Here is a 20,470-nt window from a genome sequence, read left to right as displayed (position 1 = left end):
CGTCACCCCACGGAGGCGGACACGGACACGGACGCCGACGCCGAGGCGCCCGCGTACCGGATGGACTCGAGCAGCGCGACGAGCTCGTCACGGATCGCCTCGACGAGCGTCGAGACACCGTCCGCGACCTGCGGCGGGATCGCGTCGACGATCGCGAGCATCCCCTCGACGTCGAGCGCGCGCAGCTGGTCGCCGACGGCCTCGAGCTGGGTGCCCACGCCGTCCAGGGCCTCCAGCGGCAGCACCTGCGCGATGCGTGCAATCTGCGCCTCGACGCCCGACAGGTCCGGCATCAGGTGCGCCGGGTCGAGCCCACGGATCGCACCCGCCACCTGGCCGAGCAGCGCGTCGAGCTGCGCGGCGAGCACCGCGGGGTCGTACGCCGCGATCGTCGCGCGCACGACCGCGTGCACCTCACCGAGCTCGTCGGCCAGCCGCGCGGGGTCGAGCAGCGCGAGCTCGTCGCGCAGCACCTCGACGACCGCGAGGTACCGCTGCGCGAGCGAGCCGGGGTTGAACTCCTCGACGAGCGCGCGCACGCGGTCGGCCAGCTCCGTCACGGCGGACCCGGCCACCGTGAGGAACCCGGGGACCGCCGCGACGATCGAGGCGAACAGCGCGTCGAGCTCGGCGGCGAGCGGTTCCGGGTCGAGTGCCGCGAGCAGGCCGTCGGCGTCCGCGAGCACGCCCGCCGGGAGCGCGGCCTCGAGCAGCGCGGCCACGCTCTCGAGGTCGTCGGCCACGGGTCCGACGAGCGCGCCGGCGAGCCCGCGCGTGCCGTCGAGGACGATCGCGCGCTCACCGTCCACGGCGCGCAGCAGCGCACCGGGCGAGACGCCGCCGACGAGCTCGACGGACACCGCGACGTCGAGCCCGCCCGCGCTCAGCGCGGCCGACCCGCGCAGCGCGAGCTGCGCGTCGAGCTGCGCGGCGCCGACGGGCGCGAGCGCCGCGGCGAGACCGGCCTCGACCTGCGCCTGCAGCCCGAGCAGCCGGTCACGCGTCGCACGCAGCGCGGCGGCGGTGCCCGTGAGCGTGTCGTCGATCGTCGCGAGCACCTCGCCGACCGGACCGGTACCCAGGTCCTCGAGCGCCTCGCGCAGGCGCGCGGGCAGGTAGCCGACGAGCCGCACGACGTCGCCGAGCCGCAGGTCCGGTGGGGGAGTCGGCTGGGGCCGGTCCGTGGTGGGTGCCGAGCCGCCCGCGCCCACCGCGCTCAGCGTGGGCTCGACGACCGCTCGCGCCGCGGCCTCCCCGGCCTGCGCGGTGACCGAGCCGACGCGCGCACCGATCGCGTCCGGTGCGGGCACCGGGATCGCGCCGGTGAGCTGGCGGTACAGGTCGATCGCCGGGCTGAGCAGCGTGCGCGGGTGGACGCGGTCGACCGCGCCGAGGACCTGGGCGAACACGTCGCTCGCGGGCGCGACGAGCTCGGTCAGGTGGACGCCCTCGACGGCACCGGCCGCGTCGTCGAGGAGCTGCGTGACGCCCGAGGTGAGCGACGAGACGTCGATCGACCGCAGCTGGTCGAACGCGTCCGCGAGCAGCGCGTCGAGCTCGGCCGTCAGGTCGGCGGGGACGAGCGAGGAGATCGCGTCGCTCACGGCCTGCAGACCGTCGCGCACGGTCTGGCCGACAGCCGGCGGGACGGTGAGCCGGGACGCGGCGTCCTCGAGCGGGCGGCGCACGGCCTCGTCGAGGTCGATCGAGTCGAGCAGCCCGACGAGCTGGTCGACGCCCGCGCGCAACGGCTCGGGCAGCTCGACGGACGAGACCACCTCGCCGACCTCCTCGCGCAGCTCTCGCAGCTCGGCGGCGATCGCGGCCGCCGTGTCGGCGATCTGCGTGCCGCCCACCGCGTCGGCGATCGCGTGCGCCGCCTCGGAGAACGCGCGCAGCCCGTCGACCGCACGCCCGAGCACCTCGCTCGCCTCGTCCGCGACGGCCTCGACACCCTCGGCGATCCCGCCCAGCGCGTCGCGCACCGCGTCCACGAGGTCCCGCACGACGCCCTCGAGCCGCTCGACGGCGGACGCGACGAGCGCCGCGGGGTCCGCCTCCGCGAGCGTCTGCGCGACCTGCGTGAGGGTGTCCCGCACGACCGCGACGGGTGCGTCGAGGTCCGCGTCGTCGATCACCCGCGCGAGCCGGGCGATCGCCTCCGACAGCTCCTGGCGCAGCGGACGCAGCGGCAGCTCGCGCAGCAGGTCGCGCACCCAGCCCTTGATCACCTCGACCGACTGGTCGACCACGCCGAGCACGGTCTCGCGCGCCGCGCGCTCGACGTCGTCGAGCAGGTCGCGCGCCGCGTCGAGGGCGGCCTGCGGGTCGATGCCGTCGACGAACCCGCGCGCGTCGGCGAGCATCCCGCGCCACTCGTCGAGCTGGTCGAGCGCGCCCTTCTCGACCGTGTGCAGCGCGCCGCGCAGGGCCCGCACGGGAGCGGCGAGGTCGCCGACGCGCGTCGCGGACAGCACGCCGGCGACCGTGCGCAGCGCCGCGGCGAGCTGGGTGACCGTCGCGGCGCGGACCTCGGCGAGCGTCGCGAGCGCCGTGCGCACCGCGGCGACGTCACCCGCGTCCGCCGCCGCCCGGAGGCGGCCCAGGGCGACGACGAGACCCTCGCCGAGCCGCGGGTCGATGCGCACCCGGTCGAGCTGCGCGTCCACGGTGCGCGCCCAGCCCCGAACGGGGTCGACCGCCGCCGTGCCGAACGGGAGCAGGATCTGCATGGCGACGCCGACGAGCGCGGCGGGGTCGCGCGGCAGCCCGCGGTCCACCAGCTGCACGAGCGACCGGAGCTGCTCCGCACCGCCCGCGACGGCGCTCGCCTGGTCGCCGAACCCGTCGGCGACGCGTGCCAACGCGTCGCCCGCGTCGCCGGTGCCGGGCATGCTCAGGCGCAGCGGGTCACCCGAGAGCGCGCCGACCAGCCCGGCGACGATGCGTGCGCCGTCCGCGACGGCGCTCGCGTACTGCGCGAGCGGCAGGTCCGCGCCGATCGAGTCGAGCAGCTCGAGCAGCGCGGCGGCGAGCGGCTCGACGAGCGTGGACGGGTCCTCGACGGCCGCCACGGCGGTGCTCACCGCGGTGCCCAGGTCGCCGAGCACGGTCGCGACCGCGCCGTCGCCGAGCAGCGCCTGGAGATCGGACACGTCGAGCGCCGCGGCGATGTCGAGCTTCCCGCCGACCACGGCGGACAGGTCGAGCGCCTGCAGGTCGTCCAGCAGCGTCATGCGAGCCTCCTCACCGCGGTCATGGCGCGAACTCCATGACCGCGCTCGAGAGCGCGACGGTGACGAGCTGGTCGGTCGTCACGTCCCACCCGTCGGTGCCGGCGAGCGACACCCCGGGCACGTGCGTCTCGGGCCCGGTGAGCGTGACCGTGAGCCCGCCGACGGTGACGTGCGCGCCCGCCGCGGGTGCCTCGACCGCGAGGCGCACCGCGGGCTCGGGCGCCGCGAGCCACGCGAACGTGCCGCGCGTCGCGCGCAGCGTCACCTCGAGCGGACGGTCGACCGCCACCGCGTCGCCCAGGTCGAACCACACGACCTGGGGCGTCGAGCGCCCGACGGGCCCGACGAGGCCGGTCGCCGTCACCGTGCGACCCAGCACGACGAGCGACAGGTCCGTCCCGGCGGACGGCCACCCGACGACGCCGACCCGCACGAGCCGCGCGTCGGCGAGCGTCGCTGCCGCGACCCGCCGCGTGACGGGCTCGTCGCGCACCGTGGGACCGCCCAGGCCCGCGTCGACGGCGGGCACCGGGTCGGAGGCCGGGTGCAGCGCGGCGCCGTGGTGGGTCACCGTCAGGTCCGCCCGGGTGCGGGTCGGGGCGCGTCCGGGTGCGACGCCCGGCCGGGGCAGCGTGGTCGCCGTCCCGTCGCAGCCCACGGTGAGCCGCCCGTCGAGCGCGCGCTCGATGACGACGTCCTGCACGTCGAGCCGCACGTGCGCCTCGCCCACGACGTCCGAGCGCACCGTCACCGGAGCGGTCCCGCCCGGCTCGGTGCGCACCGCGGCGGCGAGGTGGCGTGCCAGCGCGGGCGCCAGGTCGTGCGACACCCGGCCGCGCACCGGCCCCGCGACCGCGAGCTGCTCGTCGCCGTCGGGCCCCAGGACGTGCAGCCCCACGGGCATCGGGGCGGCGCGCAGGCGCACGTCGCCGTGCGCGAACGGGAGCTCGGTGAGCGCGTCGAGCGTCCGGCCGGACACGACCGTGAGCGTGAGGTCGCCCAGGAGGTCCGGCAGCGTCACGCGTGAGCCCGAGACCGTCCCGCCCGGCAGCTGCGCCGGCACGTAGCCGACCGCCGGCAGCGGGGGAGCCGCGACCACCGGTCGCCCGTCCTGCCGCACCATCACGTGCAGGTCGTCGGACCAGGGGAACGTCTCGCCGTCGGGTGCGGTCACCCACTGCGGGACGGTCAGCGCGCGGGTGGGGACGCGCGGGTCCGGGGGCCGGACGGTGATCGAGGTCGTCGGTCGCTTCCCGGGCGCGACGACGCCCAGGTCGCGCCCGTCGCCCGCGGTCACCGGGTCGAGGGTGAGCAGCGCGCGGCCGACGCGCGCGCCCGTCGCGCCGACGACGGCCCGCCACGGCGTGCTCAGCACGTGACCGGCGGGCGGCACGGTGACGGGGGCCGGGAGCAGGACGGTGTACCCGGTCGTGTACCCGGTCGTGTACCCGGTCACGGCGACGGCCTGGACCGCGGCGGCCTGGACCCCGAGCAGGGAGACCCCGGTCACGGCGTCACCACCAGGTCGAACCGTGCGAGCTCCATGCCGGTGCGCGCGTCGGCGCCCTCGCCCGCGCGCGCCAGCACGACGAGCTGCTCGCGCGCGACGGTCGCCGGTGGGACGTACGTGAACGTCGTGCCCGCACCCGCGTCCCGCGCGTCGACGCTCGCGACGACCTGCGTCCCGGCGGGCGAGGCGGGTGTGTCCAGCGACCCGGCGCCCGGGCCACCGCCCGCGTCGAGCAGGTGCAGCGCGAGCTCGCCGAACGGTGCGCTCGTCGTCGCGCCCGCGGTCACGTCCGCGGTCCCGGTCGCGCCGAGCACCAGGTCGCACGCGACGCCCGCACCGCCCGCGACGAGCGGACCGCCGAGCGTCAGGCGCACCGGGAGCCGGACCTCACGCACGAGGGCCCGGACGATCGCGCGCCCGTCCTGGCCCGCGACGCCGACCGGCCAGAACCAGCCGACCGCCTCGAGCAACACCGCCGGGTCGTCGTCGCCCACGTCGAGCAGCTCGAGGGAGTCGAGGCGGAACCCCTGGTCACCGGGCGCCAGGAGCGCGCGCCCGGACCGCACCTCGGGCGCCTGCAGCGCGAACAGCAGCGCGTCGGTGCCCGCGAGCAGGCCCAGCCGGTCGCCGGGCGGGTCGGTCGTGACGTCGACGCCGAGCCGCACCCGCAGCCGCACGACGCGCCGCAGCGACGGTGCCCCGGCGCCGGTCTCCGGGCGTGCGGAGAACAGGTCGGGCTCGAGCGGCGAGTACGCCTCGACCCCGAGCCGGACCACCGGTCCGGCACCGTTCGGTGGCGCGGCGCCCCGCCTGCGCACACGTCCGCCGAACGGCGCCGGCAGCGCCGCTCCGAGGACGTCCGCGAGGCGGGACTCGAGCTCGGTGAGCACCCGTCACCCCCGTCCGACCCGCACGTCGACGATCCGTTCGAGCTCGGGGCGCAGCGTCGCGAGCTGCTTCTCGACGATCGTCGGGATGTCCTGGGTCTGCCGCGCGACCTCGTTGGTGACCAGCCCCGCGACCTGCACCTGGAACCCGGCGAGCTCGGCCGCGACCGTGTCCCGCACGCCCGCCGTCTCGCTCGCGACCGCCGAGCGGACGACGCCGGTGACGTCGGTGCGCAGGCCGGTGCCGAGCACCTGCACCTCGGTCGCCGCGGCCTGCCGGGCGACCTCGGCGAGGCGCACCTCGAGGTCGCGCTGGGCCGCGGTGACCTCGGCCTGCAGGTCGAGCCCGAGCTGCGTGCGCGCGTCCTGGACGTCGCGCCCGATGCGCGTCGCGGTCTCCCGGTCGAGCCGCTCGACCTCGGTGAGCAGCTCCTGGCGCAGCGTGTCGCGCTCGTCGACCCCGACGCGGCGGTTGACCTCGATGCGCTCCTCGAGCCGGTCCACCCGCACACCCATCTCCTTGAGCACGCCCTCCAGCCCGGACATGCGCTCGTCCACGCCGCCGACCCGCGCGGTGAGCTCGCCCAGCACGTCCGCCAGGCGGCCCTCGACGGTCTTCTCGACGAGCGCGCCGAGGCTCGCGTCGATGTTCGCCAGCGCCTCGCGCGTCGCCTCGTCGGCCGCGCGCAGCCGCGCGTCGACGTCCGCGCCGACGGCCTCCCGCACCCGTGCCGCCATCGAGTCGAGACCCGCGGCGAGGTCCGCGCGGGACGTGGTGAGGACCTCGTCGACCAACCCGGCGGTCGCCCGCCGCACCCGCGCCTCGACCTCCTCGCCGACCTCCGCGAGCCGGGCGGACAGCACCGAGCGCAGGTCCGTGCCGAGCGTCTCGACAGCGGACGTCGCCTCGGCGCGACCGGCCTGCCGTGCCGCGTCGAGCACCTGGTCCAGGTCGCCCGGGCCGCCGCTGCCGCGCACCTCGTCGATCGCCTCGGTCAGCTGGTCCTGCGTGACGAGCGCGGACTGCAGCTCCGACAGCCGGATCTCCAGCCCGGACGCGTCCAGCAGCGAGCCGTCCGGGCGCGTGAGCCGGTCCCGCAGCTGCTCGACGGACCCGAGCCGCTCCACGAGCCCCGGCACGTCCAGCGGAGCACCGTCGACCTCGAGCATGCTGCCCACCTCGACCGCGCGCCCCACCTCGGTCTGGAGGGTGCGCAGGGTCGAGCGCAGGTCGGCGATGTCACCGCGGTCGTCGGCCGCGCCGAGGACCTTGCGGTTCAGGCGGTCGAGCGTCGCGGACCGCGTCAGGTCGTTCGTCGCGACCACGTCGACGCGCGTGCGCGTCGCGGCCAGGTCGTCGCCCACCCGGCCGATGCGGGTGTCGAGCAGGCTCACGTCACGGCGCAGCCTCACGAGCGTCGAGTCCAGCGCCGGGTCCTTGAGCCCGCCGCCCGTGACGATCTGCCGCAGCTGCGGGTCGAGCCAGCCGATGCCCACCTGGTCCGGGTGCTCGTGCTGCGGCACGCCCGCCTGGCCGGTCGCGACCGTGGCCCGGCCGATCTCGACGATCGCGGACACGAGCGTGTTCCAGTCGTCGGCCGCGATGAGCTCGCCGCGCGTCTTGCCCGCCAGCGGGCGCAGGCGTTCGACGAGCGCCTGCAGCCGCTCGATCTCGACGGCTGTTGCCATGGTCGTCCTCCTCGCGCGGGTGGGCCGTCACAGGGCCCGGAACAGCGACGGGCCGGTGGCCGCGACGCCGCGTCGGTACGTCTCGAGCTCCTCCTCGGGACGGCTCGCGCCGCCCGCGGAGGAGAACGTCTGCAGCAGCGTCAGCGCGCCGCTGACCTCGGGCGACGCGAGGAACTCGTCGGCCCCCGTGCCCTGCTCGTTCGCGAGCTCGAGGACCTCGCGGATCGCCGCGTTGGAGTGGTTCGCGATGAGCGGGGTCCACTGCGCGGTCGTGACGAGCGTCGACTGCTGCAGCTCGGCGACGCGGCCGAGCACCCGGTCGCGCACCGCGCTGGTCGCCGCCCCCTTGTCGAGCACGGCCGTCAGGCGGCCGCGCAGGTTCTGGCTCTCGACCTCGCGTCGCAGCTCGAGCAGGCTCCGCCCGAACGACTCGCTGAATCGCACGATGTTGCCCTGCACCTCCGCGAACTTCTCCGCGATCTCGGGGTGGTCGTGGCCCACGGGGGACACGAGCCGCGTCAGCTCGCCGACGGCGCGCGCGAGGTCGGCGACCGCCGCCGCGAGGACGTTCCAGTCCTCGGCGCGGATGACCTCGCCGGGCGCCTTGTTCGCGAGCCGTCCCACGTTCGTCGTGACCGCGCCCGCCTGCTGCTGCACCGGGGCCAGGTCGGCGTCCTGGATGTCACGGATCGGCGAGTCCCGGAACAGGTCGGGCGGCACGACCACCGGCACACGCGTGGGGATGTCCTGCGGGAAGAGCCGCACGACGCGTCGGTCGATGACGTTCACGAGGTTGGGGTGCGTGACCGTCATCTCCCAGCTGCCCGGGTCGAGGTCGCGCACCAGCAACGAGCCGTCGAGGAACGGCTTGCGCTCCACCTGCTGCCCCGTGGACTGGTTGACGAGCTTGACGACGGCGTCGCGGTTCGCGGGCACGAAGCCCTCGAGGCGGATGTCGAACGCTGCCTTGGCCATGGTCGGTTCCCTTCGACTCAGGTGAGCCACTGGAGGTCGCCGTACGGGAACTCGACTTCCCAGAACAGCGTCAGCTCGTGGTCGTCGCCCTTGTCGACGGGCGCGAAGACCACGCGGTTGTAGAGGACGGCGTCCGTGTCGCCCTGCGAGACGAGCCCCGCCTCGCGGATGCGCCCGACGGCGGCGTCGTCCGGGAGCGTCGCGCGCACCCGCACCCGCACGACGCGCCGCTCCGGCACGAGCGTGGCCGTGAACGCCGACGCGGCGACGGGCGTCGTCGTCGCGCCCACCAGCGCGGCGTCGTCCCCGCCCCCGTTCGTCAGCGCGGTCACCGAGACGTCCTCGGGCGAGTCGTCGTTGGTGCCCACGCCCATGTGGGTGATGGGGTTGCCGACCCCCGCGAACAGGTCCGCGATGATCCGCGCGCCGCTCGCCATCACGGTGTTGTGGGCGCGTCGCTCGTCGACGACGGACCCGTCGTGGTCGCTCAGCACCAGGTGCAACGTGGCCTTCATGGCGCCTCCTCAGGCAAGGACCGAGTCGTCGAAGTCGGTGACGTCGAACGCCGCGCCCGAGTCGGGCAGCGCGTCGGCGCCGGTGGGTCCGGCCTCGCGGAACGTGCGCGGCCAGACGCCGACGAGGTGCGCCTCGCCCGGCTGCCGCTCGGTGAACGCGCGCAGCACCACGTCCGCCGCGATCCCCGCGCCCGCGGTGCGCTCCACCGCGGCGTCGAGGCCCGCCTCGAGCCGGTCACGCGCCAGGACGGCCTGGTCGGCGGCGCCCGCGTCGCTGACCAGCGTGCTCGCGGGCAGGCGGACCTCGAGCGTCGCCGGCTGCGCCTCGACCCACGCGACGCGTGCGGCCACGAGCGCGGGCTGCGCGAACAGCGAGCGGTCGAACGCCGTCGAGTCGAACCGGGCCTGGGTGAGCGAGTCGTCGGCCATCGCGAGCAGGTACCGGTCGAGGCCCGGGGCGTCGTAGGTGGCCAGCGGCAGGAACCACAGGACGTTGGTGCCGCGTGCGAGCGCGCCCGCGACGAGCGTGCCGGCCGGCTCGCCGGGGCCGTCGGCGCCCGCCCGCAGGTCGGTCCAGACCGTGAGCCGGCTCGTCACGTCGCGCCCGTCGAGGTCGGCGCGCAGCAGCGAGCGGTCGGCGGCGGACGGCGCGATCGTCAGGCGCTGGCCGGGCGCGAGCGAGCCGCGGAACAGCACCGCGTGACCGGTGGTGCGGTTCACGACGACGGGCGAGTGCTCGGGCTGCTCGCCCGTGCCCCGCAGCACCACCGCCCACGGCGCGGGATCCATGCCGCGGTTGTCGACCTCGAGGTGCGCGAGCGGTTCCCACCCGCCCACCTGGGGCAGCCGGGTCTCCCGCACGCGCGTCGGGTTGTCGACGAGCTGCGGGCCGGCGGGCTCGGTCGACCACGCGTCGACGCGGCCGACGGTGCGGATGCCCGCCGCCCGCTGGAAGCCGTCCGCGTAGTCGCTCACGAGCACCCGCAGCGCCTCGCGCGTGACCGCCCCGAGCTGCAGGCGGGCGCGCACGACCGCGTGCACCCACGCGCGGTACTCGCCGAGCCCCGCGTGGAACGGCTCGGGCGGGATGTCGAGCAGCGCGGCGAGCGCCGCGGCCTCGTCGAGGTCGGGTGTCGCGTCGAACCAGTGCGCACGCTGCACGCTCACGCCCGCCTCGTCGAGGCCGTCGAGCTGCACGCCCCACGTCCCGGCGAACGCGCCGAGCAGCTCGCCCTCGCGGTACAGCGTGGGCAGGTGGGACAGCACCGCGTCCGTCCGCATCACGCACCCCCCTCGCGCACGTCGAGCGACACGGAGCGGATCCGGGCGGAGTCCTGCGCACCGAGCGCGTGCGTGCCGAGGCCGTCGGCGAGGCGCAGGAACCGGCCCTCGGCCTCGGTGGTCAGCGCGACGTGCGCGCGCACCACCGCGTACCGCGTGTCGTCACGCACCGCCGCGACGAACGCGTCGACCGAGATCTGCGTGCCGGGGCCGAGGCCCGCGGCCCACGACCGCGCGGCCAGGCTCATCGCCTGCTCCGCCTGGCCCGCCGTGACGCCGGGGGCGAGGTGCACGGGGACGAGCGCGTCGACCTCGACGGTCGCACCCGGGCCCGTGCCGGACTCCGTGCTCACGAGGTGCGTGAACGGCCGGACGGCCGACAGCACGTGCCCCGTCGGGGCCGTCACGCTCGGCTGCGGGCCGGCTCCCGTGTCGAGCCCGAACGTCGCGTCGACGATGCGCGGGTCGGACAGTGCGGCGGCCGAGAGCTGGGCCGCACGCGCGGTGCCGCCCGGCGGCAGCGCGCCGACGATCGCGGCGACGCGCTCCTCGAGCGCGCTCTGCAGCGACTGCAGCTCGGCCCCGCCGACGCCCGAGCCGGCGAGCACGAGCGTGGCGGTCACCTGCACGGGCTGCGGCTGCGTGCGCCCGAGGGTGACCCGCACGCCCGCGGGCCGCAGGTCGTCGACCCGTGCCACGACGCGCGCCAGCAGGTCCGGCGTGGGCTCCCCGTCGTACGAGACCGACAGCAGGACCTCGCCCGGCAGGCCGTGCGGGAACTCCGTGACCGTGACGTCCTGCACGCCCTCGAGGTTCGCCACGCCGTGCCGCAGCGCGTCGAGCGTCCCGCGCGCCGCGACCGCGAGCGCTCCGCGCGCGCGTCGACGCAGGTCGTCGTCGGGCTCGGGTCCGCCCGCCGCCGCCGCGGGGGACTCGTTCGTCACCGCGCCGACCCCCGCGATGAGCACCTCGAGCCGGTCGAGCGCACCCGCCTCGACCGCCGCGGTCGCGGGGGAGAGCGCGGCCGCGAGCACCTCGCGCGAGTCCTCGCCGATCTCGAGGACCAGCGGGACGGTCGTCGCGTAGCGGTTGGCCTGCGCGTCGGAGACGACCGTGCCGACGGGCACCGTGATGCGTCCGGTCGAGCCGGCGGCGCGCGTGAACCGCACGCGCGCGGTCGGCACGCCCCCGGGTCGTCGGGCGACCCCGACGAGCGCGACAACCTTGTCGAGCGAGGTCCCCTGCGCGGTCTCGAGGAACGCCGAGCGGTACACCGCGTCGAGCCCCAGCTCGACCAGCGCGAGCTCGCGCGCCACGGACTCGAGCAGCGTGCGCGCGACCGACCCGACGCTCAGGTCCGTGACCGGCGCCGGACGGGACTGCGAGGGGTAGTAGTTGACGACGACGGTCGAGCCGGTCGGCGGCCGACGGCCCGTGGGCCGGAACCGGATCGCGTCGCGCTCGACGCCCTCGCGGCCCGTCGCGACGACCTCGAAGTCGGCATCCGTGAAGCGGTAGGGCACGGGCACCTGCTCCTCGACGGTGCGGCCCTGCGCGTCGCGCACGAGGTCGCCGTTGACGTCCCGCAGCGGTCGGGTGACCTCGACGACGCCCTGCAGGTGGCTCACGCGCCGGATCGGGCGGTCGCGCAGCGAGTCGAGCACGACGAGGTCGCCAGCGGGCACGGTGACGACCTCGCGCACCGTGCCGCCCGTGAGCGTGGTGAGCGTGTCCCGCACGATCTCCGGGTACGGGCGCGGCGAGAAGCCGTCCGGCAGGCCGTTCACAGCTCCACCCCCAGGTCGACCGACACGGGCTGCCCGCCCTCGACGGGCTGGACCGTGAGCAGGAACCGCAGCTCGGACGGTCCCTCCGACGGAATGTCGAACGTCAGGTCGACGACCTCGTCGAGCACGCGCGGCTCGGCGGCGACCGCCTCGAGGACGAACGCCTTGCACCGTGCGCGGCTCGACTCGTCCTTGCGCTCGCCGACCAGCTCGTGCAGACGCGACCCGTACGCGGCGTGCCCGAGCCCGGCGAGGGTGCCGCGCGGCGTGAGCAGCCGCAGCACAAGTGCCTGACCCAGGTTGTGGCGGTCCGAGACGAGCTGCGGGCCGTCCGCGGCGCGGTCGACGAGGCCTGCGCCGAGCCGCAGGTCGAGTGCGGCCGCGTCGTGCGCGGCCATGCCGGGCGGGCCGAGCAGCACGCGCAGGTCGGTGCCCAGGACGTCGCTCATCCGACCATCACCGTCCCGACGGGTCCGACGAGCGTGCCCACGGGCTGGTCGCTCGGGTCGTTGCACGTGGTCACCTGGTCGCCGACACGGGCGACGCCCTTGCCGCCGATCGTCACGGTGCTCGAGGCCTGCGTGACGGTGCCCTCGTCGGAGGGCGGCGACTGGAACGTGGTGCCGGGGGGCGTGGCGACGTGCGGGGGCTTGTTCCTGGCGACCGAGTCGAGCGTCGCGGCGGCCTTGCCGCCGATCGTCACGGTGGACGACGTGGCGCTGGTGATCGTGCCGGAGAACACGTGCGGCAGCGGGGTGGGCACGGTCCCGCCGGGCGTCGGGACGAGCACGACGTGCGTGTCGACCGCGACGACCATCGCGTCGGTGCCCACGGCGGGGGTGCCCATCAGTTCACCTCCACCAGGCCGCCGGAGACGGTGACCTTGCTCGACCCGTCGATCACGACCTCGGGCGCCTTGAGCGTCAGCCGGGTCGACGCCTCGAGGCTCACCTCGCCGTTCCCGCCGAGCGTGAGCGTGCTGTCCTTCGCGGTGAGCGTCACGCTGCCCGGGGAGGCGCCGTCGACGACGACCTCGCAGTCGCCGATCGTGAGCGACGCGCGGTCCTTGGCGAGCTCGATGCTCGTGTCGCCGACGACGAGCGTGACCTGCGGTGCGCTCGCGTCGACCTGCAGGTCGACGTCCTTCCCGCCGGGTGGCAGCTGCAGGACGACCTTGCCGTCGCCGTGCTCGGGCGGTGCGAGGTCGCGGTGGTACAGCCGCCCGACGACGACGCCCGCGTGCGGGTCCCCGTCGGCGAACGCGACGACGACGAGGTCGTCGACCGCGGGCGTGGCGACGAACCCGAGCGCGCCCACCGCGACCGGGACCCGCGGGACGACGACCGCGGTGTCCCGCAGCCGCACGCTCACGCTGTGGTCGGGCGAGCCGGCGGCGGTCGTGTGCACCTCGGTGACGACGGCGACGCTGACCCACGAGCGCGCGTCGGCCTCGTGGCGCGCGATGCGCGCGACGGCGTCGTACAGCACGTCGGTCACAGCAGCCCCCCGAGCGCTCCCGCGAGCCCGCCGAGCAGGTCGTCCGACGCGCCGGCCGCGACGCCCGCGAGCGTGGTGCGCGCGACGCCCGGTGCCAGCTCGTGCCGCACGGTGGTCAGGAGCCACGGGCCGGACTGCGCGGGGTCGGTGGTCTCGTCGATGCGCACGACGTCGCCGGGTCGGCGCGCGGGCTGCAGCCAGCACGTCCCGCGCATGCGCGCCGTCGCGGCACCGCGCCGGGAGGACTCGCCGCGGGCCGCGAGGTCCACGTCGCTGCGGGTGCGCAGGACGGGGGCGGGGGACCAGGTCCGCGTCCCGTCGGGCTCGTCGGCGCCGGTCAGGGGGTCCGTGCTGGGCACCCACGCGTCGGGTGCCTGGGCGGCGCCGGACCCGCCCGCGCCCACAGGCGTGAACTCGTGCGCGGGCGTGTGCGCGGACGTGGTGAACGACGTGAACTCGCGGTCGAGCCGCATCGCGGCGGTGGCGACGCCGACCGGCCACGCGACCACGGTGACGCGCCCCTCGGCGTCCACGGCGGCGACCGCGTCGGACCGCCGCGCGATCGCCGCGACGTGCTCGGCAGCGGTGCGCCGCGCGTCCGCGACGTACGCGGCGGTCTGCGTGAGCGCCGCGACCTGCCCGGTGTCGGCCGACGCGAGGTCGGCGAGCTTGCCGACCACCTGCACGCCGGTGAGCCCGTTGTACGTCTCGGAGGGCCGGGTCGCGGCGAGCGCGGCACCCGCGTCGGTCACGACGACGACCGCGCCGCTCGTCGTGCGCTCGACGTGGTCGACGGTGCCGGTGAGCACGACGGCCGTACCGTCGCCGCCGTCGAGCTCGACGCTCGCGCGCGCGCCGGCGGCCGCGGGCACGTCGACCCCCGCCGCGATCGCGACCTCGGCGCGGTTCACGCCGGGCAGCAGCACGAGCTCGGCCGCGACCGAGCGGATCTGGACGGTGTAGCGCAGGTCGTCGAGCGTGACGGTGGCGCCGGTCGCGAGGGTCATGAGCCGAACACCTGCCCGAGCGCGTCGAGCGCGGTGCCGAGCTGGTCGCCCGCGGTCTCGATCGAGCGCTGCAGGTCCTGCACCGGCGCCAGGACGCCGTCGAAGTCGAACGACGCGAGCCCGGACAGGGCGGACAGCGCGTCGACGGCGGCGAGCGCGCCCTCGACAGCGCCGGCGACGTCGTCCGCGAGACCGGACAGGTCGTCGAGCAGGTCCGTGTCGAAGCCGAGGTCGCCCAGCCCGAAGTCGTCGAGCCCGCCGAACCCCGCGAGCTGCGCGGGCGGGGGCAGGGGCGGGTCCTCGGCCAGCTCGACCAGCACCTCGACCACGCCGGGCCGCCCGGCGACCTCGCTCGCCGCGAGCCGCGTGACCACCACCTGCTGCAGCTCGAGCGCCGTGACGATGTCCGCGGTGAAGGTCGTCGGCTCGCCCGACGCGGCGAGCGTCTGGAGCGCGCCGAGGTCGGCCAGCGCGGTGGGCCCCGCGAGCACCGCCGCGATCGCGACCCGGTGGCTCGGGCGACCCGAGCGCTGCTGCGCGTGCCCCGGCAGGCCGAGGACGGGGACGTCGACGAAGCCGCCGTCGAGCGCGTGGTCGACGCGCTGCGCGGCCGTGAGGGTGACGTCGCCGATCACCGGCATGGGGCGGGCACCCTGCTCCGGACCGGGTGCGGGGGCGGACGGCAGGGTCGGGATGCTCATCGCCGCACCCCGCGCAGGTCGGCCGCGCGGTGCAGCGCGCGGGCGAGGGCGTCGGTGTCGACGGGCTCACCGCCCGGGGCGGCGACGTCGGAGGTCCAGGCGGGCCGCGCGGGGGCGGGCGAGCGGTCGTCGAGCGGCCGGCCCGGCGCGCGCCCCGTCGTCACGAGGGAGCCGGGGACGAGGGTGCCGGGGCCGGGAGCCCCGGGTGCGGCGGCCGCGCGGGGCTGCGTGGTCGCCCGTCCTGGCCCGCGGACCGTCGCGTCGGACGCGGTGGACGGTCCGGGCGCGGTCGGCCACGCGTGACCGTCCGGCGCGCCCCACCGGTCGAGCGTCGCGTGCGGCACCGGCAGCGGGGCTCCCGTCGCCGTCGCCGCCCGGCCGTGCGCGGCGTCCGGGCGCGCGTGGAGCGCCGCGCCGTGCCGCTCGGCGGGGGCGGACGCGGGGCGGACCGCCGCGGCACCGCCCGGCGTCGAGGTGAGCGCCGACGCACCGTCGTCATGTCCAGCCTGCTCGGCCTGCTGCCGGGAAGCCGACCGCACGGCGGACCAGCGCCCGTCCGTCGACGCTCGTCCGCCGACCGGTCCCGGCCGGAGCGGGGACGCGCCGTCGCACGGGACGGCGTCGCGGGCGTCCGCGGGCGGACACGTGCGGTCGTCCGGCGTGCCGAGCGGAGCGCGAACGGCCGCCGGAGAGCCGGTCGGACCGGGCGGGTCGTCAGGGTCGGCCGGCGGCGTCAAACCGCCCGCGGCGGGCGCAGCGTCGGGTACCCACGTGCCGGCGTCGGCGGGGCCGTCCGGTGCGGCCAGCACCAGCACACGCGCGAGGCCGGGGTCCAGCGCCTCACCCGCGCGGGCGAGGAGCCCTGCCGCCAGGTGGTCGCGCACGTCGTCGGGCGTCCGCGGCGCCACGTGGGCCTCGGGGTCCAGCGCGATCCTGGTCCACCCGTCGTCGTCCGTCACCGCGTGCGCGAGGCGGCCCGCGAGGTCGTCGGCGTCCGCGGCGGCGAGGTCGCCGCCCGCAGCCCCCGCTGCCCGGGTCGCGAGCAGACGTGTGCGGACCAGAGCGCCCTCGTGCTCCGCACCGGCCAGGTGCAGCGCCACGGCCTCGAGCGCGGCGCGCGTCTCGTCGTCGCCCGTGCTGCCCGTCCCGCAGGCGGCCGCGAGCACGAGGCGCGCGAGCGTGCGCACCGCGTCGGGACCGGTCAGCTCCGCGGCGAGCGCGACGAGGTCGTCGCGCTCACGCAGCCGCAACCGGCGCAGGCGTGCGCCCAGCACGGCGACGCGCCCGTCGGGCAGCAGCCCTCCGGGGAACGTCGCGTCGCCGACCCGCACCTGCCCGGCGACGAGCTGGACCGCAGCACCCATGACCGTCCGACCTCACCGCTCCTCGCGCACGCGTGTCGCGGTGAACGCGTAGACCGTCTCGCCGTGCCCGCCCGCACTCATCGCGAACGACTTCTCGGTGAGCAGGCACTCGTCGAAGCTCACCGTGACGGTGGTCTCGCCCTGCCGCAGCGGCGCGGTGATCTGGAAGAACGCGTCGCCGACGAGCGCGTCCAGGTCGGGGGCCGACGACGCGACGCGGATCCGGCCCTCGACGCTGCGACCGCCGGTGATGACGCCGATGCGCTCGGACGAGCCGATCGCGTACAGGTCGGAGCGGGCCACGAGCGAGCGGTGCTCGACGGAGCGCACCCCCTCGACGGGCGTCCCGTTGACCAGGACGGAGCTCTCGTTGGCTGCGTACACGGTGGGCATGGCACGCCTCTCAGTTCTTCACGCGGATGGTGGCGTAGACGAAGTCGATGGCGCGCACGGGGCGGACCGCGATGTCGATGCGGACGTTGCCCTGCGCGAAGTCGAGCTGCGTGGAGTACACGTCGACGAGGAACGCGGGGTCGGTCCCGTCGGTCGACGGCACGAGCTCGCCCGCGCGCTCCATGCGCGTGAACGTCGCGACGATCTGCTGGCGCAGGGCCGTGCGGGCGTCGACGGTGTTGAGCTGGCCGATGAAGTTCTCCGCGATGGCCTTGACCTCGCGCACGCACGCGTCCGCGACGCGGGTGACGGAGATCTGGTCGCCGCTGGTGTCCAGCCCGCGCAGCACGATCACGCCGCGGCCCGACCGGTCGGCGACGACGAGCGCGTTGTGTGTCGGGCCGAGCAGCCGGTTGAGCTCGCTGTCGGTGTAGCGGGCGGGCGGGATGCCGAACAGCGGCACGGGCTTGAACGTCGGGGAGACGGACGGCCCGGTGCGCGCGACCGCGCCCAGCACGGCGCCCGCCGCGCCCGCGGGTGTGACGAGCACGAACCGGCGGTTGCGCACGCCGGCGGCGTGGTCGCGGATCCGGTCGAGGCTGCCCTGCTCGGCGGGGGTCACGGAGCCGAACGCGATGCGCGGCGCGCCGGCGTCGGCCTGCGCCACGGCGTGCGCGACGAGGGCCTGGTGCACGGTCGCGACGAACGTCTCGCCGCGCGTCGGCTCGATGGACGCGGCGACGAGGCTGATGCGCGGGTCGGTCGCCAGCAGGTCGATCGCCGCCTGGTAGTCGGCGGCGCTCGGGGACGTCGCCCCGGCGAGCGGGGTGGGCGCGATCGCCACGGGGAGCCGGTCCGGCCCGGCCAGGGACGAGGCCTGCCGCACGTGGATCAGCGCGCTCTCGCGCAGCACGACGGCGGGCAGGTAGTTCGCCGAGTCGGGGTTCATCGTCAGGCGCGTGAACTCCTCGGCCTGCGCACCGTCGCGCAGCACGCGCACGCGCACGTTGTCCGCCGAGGGCGACAGGAGCTCGACCGTGAGGCCCTCCGGGTCGACTCCGGGCTCCGCGAACAGCGTGAGCAGGGTCTGCGCGGCGCCCGAGCGGGGCACGACGACGCCGGTCCCGTCCGCCGGGATCACGTACGTCCCCGCGGCGGGCAGCGCGTCCGCGAGCGACGGGTCGAGCGCGACGAGGTACAGCGAGCGGGTGTTGATCGTGTCGAACAGGTCCTGGTGCGAGCCGGGCTCGACCACGAGGTCCGTGAACTCCTCGACGACCTGCCCGGCGCGGAACACGCGCAGGCTCACGCGGACGGTCTCGCCCGCGGCGTTCGTCACGGTGCGCACGTCCACCGCGACCTGGTGCGCCCACGTGCCGACCGACCGCGCGCGCAGCAGCACCGCGTCGGTGGACACCGCGTTGCGCAGCACGAGCGACGCGGCACCGCCGCCCCCGACGGGCGCGACGAGCACCTCGGACGCGCCGTTGGCCAGGGCGTGCACGATCTCGGGCGCGGACGCGACGGTCCCGGGCCCGAGGGCGCCGGTGATCTCCGCGGCTCGTGAGAGGCCGACCAGCGCGGCGGGGGCGGGCGGCCGGTCGACGATGCCGGCGATGCCGACCACGCCCGACGAGGCGGGCAGCGGCGGCAGCACGTCGAACCGTGTCTCGACCTGTACCCCGGGTACGACGAGCGTCGCCATGGCTTCCTCCTCGCGCGACGACCACCGGCACGGTGCACCGGCGACGGGAGCCCGCAGGTCGGACGCCTGCGTCACAGCCCCTGGCAGGGAGCGTGCGCCGCCGCGCGCCTCACGCGCGTCACGCGCGCGTCACAGGGACCGCTCGCGACGGCGTCGGGGCGGGGGAGGAGCGGGTGAAACCCGGGTCAGTCGTCCGTGCGGTCGGCCGGCGCGTCCTCGGGCTCGAGGTCCTCCCAGCCGTGGTCGCGCCGCATGGCCTCGGCGTCCTCCCGCAGGAGCGGGTCGTCGACGATCTCGTGCCGCCGCACGTAGGTGGAGGCGACCGCCTGGATCGTGGCCATCACGGGCAGCGCGAGGAACGCGCCCATGGCACCGAACACGGCGCCGAACCCGATGACCCCGAGGAACGACACCGCGGGGTTGAGCAGCAGCGCCCGCGCCGAGATCTTCGGCGAGAACAGGTAGTTCTCCACCTGCTGGTAGGCGATGATCCACGCGATCACGAGCAGCGCCTTGACCGGCGAGACGGTCAGCGCCACGGCGACCGGCAGGGCGCCGCCGATGTACGTACCGATCGTGGGCACGAACTGCGACACCACGCCCGTGAACGCCGCGAGCGGGAGCGCGTACGGGACGTGGATCAGCATGAAGAACACCCAGGTGAACGCCGTGGACAGCGCGGCGAGCACGAGCCGGGAGTTGATGAAGTCCGCGACCTTCTCCTGCGAGACCTCCCACACGCGCAGCACCTCGCGCTGGCGGCTCGGCTCGAGGTACGCCAGGACCGCGGCCCGGAACCGCGGGCCGGCGCTCGCCATGTAGTACGTCACGAGCAGGATCGACGTGGCGTTGAAGATGCCGCCGATGAGCGAGGCCCCGGCCCCGATGATGCCGGGCGCGAGCGACTGCCAGTGCGTCCCGAGCGTGTCGAGCGCCTCGTCGGCCGTCGGGATCTGCGCGCCGAACCGGTCGTCGAGCCACTCCGCGAGGTCCGCGTAGTAGTCGGGCAGGTGCGTGACGAAGTCGACGACCTGCTGCACGAACAGGCTGCCGAACAGCGCCACCACGACGGTCACGACCACGCCCGCGCCGAGCATGACGAGCCCCGTGGCACGCGTGCGCCGCAGCCCGTGCCGCACGAGCCAGCGGATCGGCGGCTCCATCGCGAGCGCGATGAACCACGACCACACGACGATCGTGATGACGTTCGTCAGGAGCCCGAGCGAGCGCCACACGAGAACGGCGGCGAACACCGCGAGCACGCACATGAGCAGCGCGCGCGGCAGCCAGGCCGGGGGCCGGCGGGCGTCCATCGCGGTGCGGGGCTTCGGCATCGGACCTCGTCACGTCCAGGCGGGGCGGTGCATGTCGCGACGACCGTACCGGGACCGTGACCGGCGCGGGCGCAACCCGGCGCGAGGCGCACCGGTGCGCCGCGCGGTGCACCGGCGCGCGGACCTGCGGATCGACCACGCCGGGTGGTGCGCCGCTGCGCGCGGTGCTGCGATGGTCGGTGCGCTGCGGTCCCACCCGACCCTCGACGGAGGTGCGTGATGACGGACGACGAGCTGCGCGCACGGCTCGCCGCGCTCGAGGCCGAGAACGCACGCCTGCGGGAGCGGCTGAGCGCCTCGCCCGGCGCGGTGGCACCGACCGCGCCCGTCGCGGTCGCGCGCGAGCGACGGCACCTCGGGCGGTCCGTGCACGTGGACCACCGGGAGCCGGTCCGGGTGCTCGTCGCTCTGGCGCACCAGCACGCGGTGCCCGCCGACGAGCACCCGACGTTCCCGCCACCCCTCGTCGGGTGCGCTCATGTCCCGTGCGTGGCAGACGCGCCGGCGGCGTGCCAGACCGCACCCGCGGGGTGCTCGGCCCGCGGGTGCGATGCGGGACCGGCGGGCACGCGTGCTGCCGTGCCCGCCG

At 76.3% G+C, this 20,470-nt stretch carries 18 protein-coding genes; 1 reads left to right on the top strand and 17 read right to left on the bottom strand.

Annotated features, from left to right (window positions below):
- Positions 1–2: 2 nt before the first annotated feature.
- From CUD01_RS16470 to CUD01_RS06740, 17 genes are all read right to left on the bottom strand, one after another.
- On the bottom strand, positions 3–3,236 hold the full coding sequence (locus tag CUD01_RS16470) for a hypothetical protein (protein WP_166771986.1): 3,234 nt from the start codon (positions 3,234–3,236) through the stop codon (positions 3–5).
- A 19-nt stretch (positions 3,237–3,255) separates the two neighbouring features.
- On the bottom strand, positions 3,256–4,746 hold the full coding sequence (locus CUD01_RS06815; protein ID WP_141319765.1) for a hypothetical protein: 1,491 nt from the start codon (positions 4,744–4,746) through the stop codon (positions 3,256–3,258).
- A complete protein-coding gene (locus tag CUD01_RS06810) occupies positions 4,743–5,636 on the bottom strand; it encodes a hypothetical protein (protein ID WP_141319763.1) in 894 nt (297 codons plus the stop codon). Before CUD01_RS06810 ends, CUD01_RS06815 begins: the two co-directional genes overlap by 4 nt.
- 3 nt (positions 5,637–5,639) lie before the next feature.
- Complete coding sequence (locus CUD01_RS06805) at positions 5,640–7,322, bottom strand: hypothetical protein (protein WP_094180275.1); 1,683 nt, start codon at positions 7,320–7,322, stop codon at positions 5,640–5,642.
- 27 nt (positions 7,323–7,349) lie between these two features.
- Complete coding sequence (locus CUD01_RS06800; protein WP_141319761.1) at positions 7,350–8,297, bottom strand: hypothetical protein; 948 nt, start codon at positions 8,295–8,297, stop codon at positions 7,350–7,352.
- A gap of 17 nt (positions 8,298–8,314) precedes the next feature.
- On the bottom strand, positions 8,315–8,812 hold the full coding sequence (locus CUD01_RS06795) for a hypothetical protein (protein ID WP_141319759.1): 498 nt from the start codon (positions 8,810–8,812) through the stop codon (positions 8,315–8,317).
- A gap of 9 nt (positions 8,813–8,821) precedes the next feature.
- The gene (locus CUD01_RS06790) at positions 8,822–10,096 is read right to left on the bottom strand and encodes a hypothetical protein (RefSeq protein WP_141319757.1); all 1,275 of its coding nucleotides are present in this window, start codon (positions 10,094–10,096) and stop codon (positions 8,822–8,824) included.
- Positions 10,093–11,880 (bottom strand): baseplate J/gp47 family protein, encoded by a 1,788-nt coding sequence (locus CUD01_RS06785; protein ID WP_141319755.1) that lies wholly within the window; start codon positions 11,878–11,880, stop codon positions 10,093–10,095. The genes CUD01_RS06790 and CUD01_RS06785 overlap by 4 nt, the downstream gene beginning before the upstream one ends.
- Positions 11,877–12,329 carry a DUF2634 domain-containing protein gene (locus CUD01_RS06780; protein ID WP_141319753.1) on the bottom strand — a complete coding sequence of 151 codons (453 nt, stop codon included), beginning with the start codon at positions 12,327–12,329 and terminating at the stop codon, positions 11,877–11,879. Before CUD01_RS06780 ends, CUD01_RS06785 begins: the two co-directional genes overlap by 4 nt.
- Complete coding sequence (locus CUD01_RS06775; protein WP_094180270.1) at positions 12,326–12,727, bottom strand: PAAR domain-containing protein; 402 nt, start codon at positions 12,725–12,727, stop codon at positions 12,326–12,328. The genes CUD01_RS06780 and CUD01_RS06775 overlap by 4 nt, the downstream gene beginning before the upstream one ends.
- A complete protein-coding gene (locus CUD01_RS06770) occupies positions 12,727–13,377 on the bottom strand; it encodes a phage baseplate assembly protein V (RefSeq protein WP_141319751.1) in 651 nt (216 codons plus the stop codon). Before CUD01_RS06770 ends, CUD01_RS06775 begins: the two co-directional genes overlap by 1 nt.
- Complete coding sequence (locus CUD01_RS06765; protein ID WP_141319749.1) at positions 13,374–14,384, bottom strand: hypothetical protein; 1,011 nt, start codon at positions 14,382–14,384, stop codon at positions 13,374–13,376. The genes CUD01_RS06770 and CUD01_RS06765 overlap by 4 nt, the downstream gene beginning before the upstream one ends.
- Positions 14,381–15,085: a hypothetical protein gene (locus tag CUD01_RS16465; RefSeq protein WP_166771987.1), complete on the bottom strand. Its 705-nt coding sequence runs from the start codon at positions 15,083–15,085 to the stop codon at positions 14,381–14,383. Before CUD01_RS16465 ends, CUD01_RS06765 begins: the two co-directional genes overlap by 4 nt.
- Positions 15,082–16,449 (bottom strand): hypothetical protein, encoded by a 1,368-nt coding sequence (locus tag CUD01_RS06755; RefSeq protein ID WP_141319747.1) that lies wholly within the window; start codon positions 16,447–16,449, stop codon positions 15,082–15,084. The genes CUD01_RS16465 and CUD01_RS06755 overlap by 4 nt, the downstream gene beginning before the upstream one ends.
- 12 nt (positions 16,450–16,461) lie before the next feature.
- Positions 16,462–16,842 carry a hypothetical protein gene (locus CUD01_RS06750; protein ID WP_094180266.1) on the bottom strand — a complete coding sequence of 127 codons (381 nt, stop codon included), beginning with the start codon at positions 16,840–16,842 and terminating at the stop codon, positions 16,462–16,464.
- Between the two features lie 10 nt (positions 16,843–16,852).
- Positions 16,853–18,547 (bottom strand): hypothetical protein, encoded by a 1,695-nt coding sequence (locus CUD01_RS06745; protein WP_141319745.1) that lies wholly within the window; start codon positions 18,545–18,547, stop codon positions 16,853–16,855.
- A 185-nt stretch (positions 18,548–18,732) separates the two neighbouring features.
- Entirely contained in the window at positions 18,733–19,881 is a 1,149-nt protein-coding gene (locus CUD01_RS06740) for an AI-2E family transporter (RefSeq protein WP_141319743.1), read from the bottom strand.
- Positions 19,882–20,100: 219 nt separating this feature from the next.
- Between CUD01_RS06740 and CUD01_RS06735 the strand changes: the two genes are divergently transcribed.
- A partial coding sequence (locus tag CUD01_RS06735; RefSeq protein WP_141319741.1) for a hypothetical protein occupies positions 20,101–20,470 on the top strand: 370 nt, incomplete at its 3' end.

This window comes from Cellulomonas uda, from assembly GCF_006538705.1.
GTDB lineage: Bacteria > Actinomycetota > Actinomycetes > Actinomycetales > Cellulomonadaceae > Cellulomonas > Cellulomonas uda.
Note: the sequence above shows the minus strand (reverse complement) of the source record. Positions and strands in the feature narration are given on the sequence as shown.

Excerpts from the sequence above, each read along its gene's own strand:
- CUD01_RS16470 (WP_166771986.1), bottom strand. The coding sequence starts at position 3,236 with ATGACGCTGCTGGACGACCTGCAGGCGCTCGACCTGTCCGCCGTGGTC.
- CUD01_RS06805 (WP_094180275.1), bottom strand. The coding sequence starts at position 7,322 with ATGGCAACAGCCGTCGAGATCGAGCGGCTGCAGGCGCTCGTCGAACGC.
- CUD01_RS06800 (WP_141319761.1), bottom strand. The coding sequence starts at position 8,297 with ATGGCCAAGGCAGCGTTCGACATCCGCCTCGAGGGCTTCGTGCCCGCG.
- CUD01_RS06795 (WP_141319759.1), bottom strand. The coding sequence starts at position 8,812 with ATGAAGGCCACGTTGCACCTGGTGCTGAGCGACCACGACGGGTCCGTC.
- CUD01_RS06780 (WP_141319753.1), bottom strand. The coding sequence starts at position 12,329 with ATGAGCGACGTCCTGGGCACCGACCTGCGCGTGCTGCTCGGCCCGCCC.
- CUD01_RS06775 (WP_094180270.1), bottom strand. The coding sequence starts at position 12,727 with ATGGGCACCCCCGCCGTGGGCACCGACGCGATGGTCGTCGCGGTCGAC.
- CUD01_RS06765 (WP_141319749.1), bottom strand. The coding sequence starts at position 14,384 with ATGACCCTCGCGACCGGCGCCACCGTCACGCTCGACGACCTGCGCTAC.
- CUD01_RS16465 (WP_166771987.1), bottom strand. The coding sequence starts at position 15,085 with ATGAGCATCCCGACCCTGCCGTCCGCCCCCGCACCCGGTCCGGAGCAG.
- CUD01_RS06755 (WP_141319747.1), bottom strand. The coding sequence starts at position 16,449 with ATGGGTGCTGCGGTCCAGCTCGTCGCCGGGCAGGTGCGGGTCGGCGAC.
- CUD01_RS06750 (WP_094180266.1), bottom strand. The coding sequence starts at position 16,842 with ATGCCCACCGTGTACGCAGCCAACGAGAGCTCCGTCCTGGTCAACGGG.
- CUD01_RS06745 (WP_141319745.1), bottom strand. The coding sequence starts at position 18,547 with ATGGCGACGCTCGTCGTACCCGGGGTACAGGTCGAGACACGGTTCGAC.
- CUD01_RS06740 (WP_141319743.1), bottom strand. The coding sequence starts at position 19,881 with ATGCCGAAGCCCCGCACCGCGATGGACGCCCGCCGGCCCCCGGCCTGG.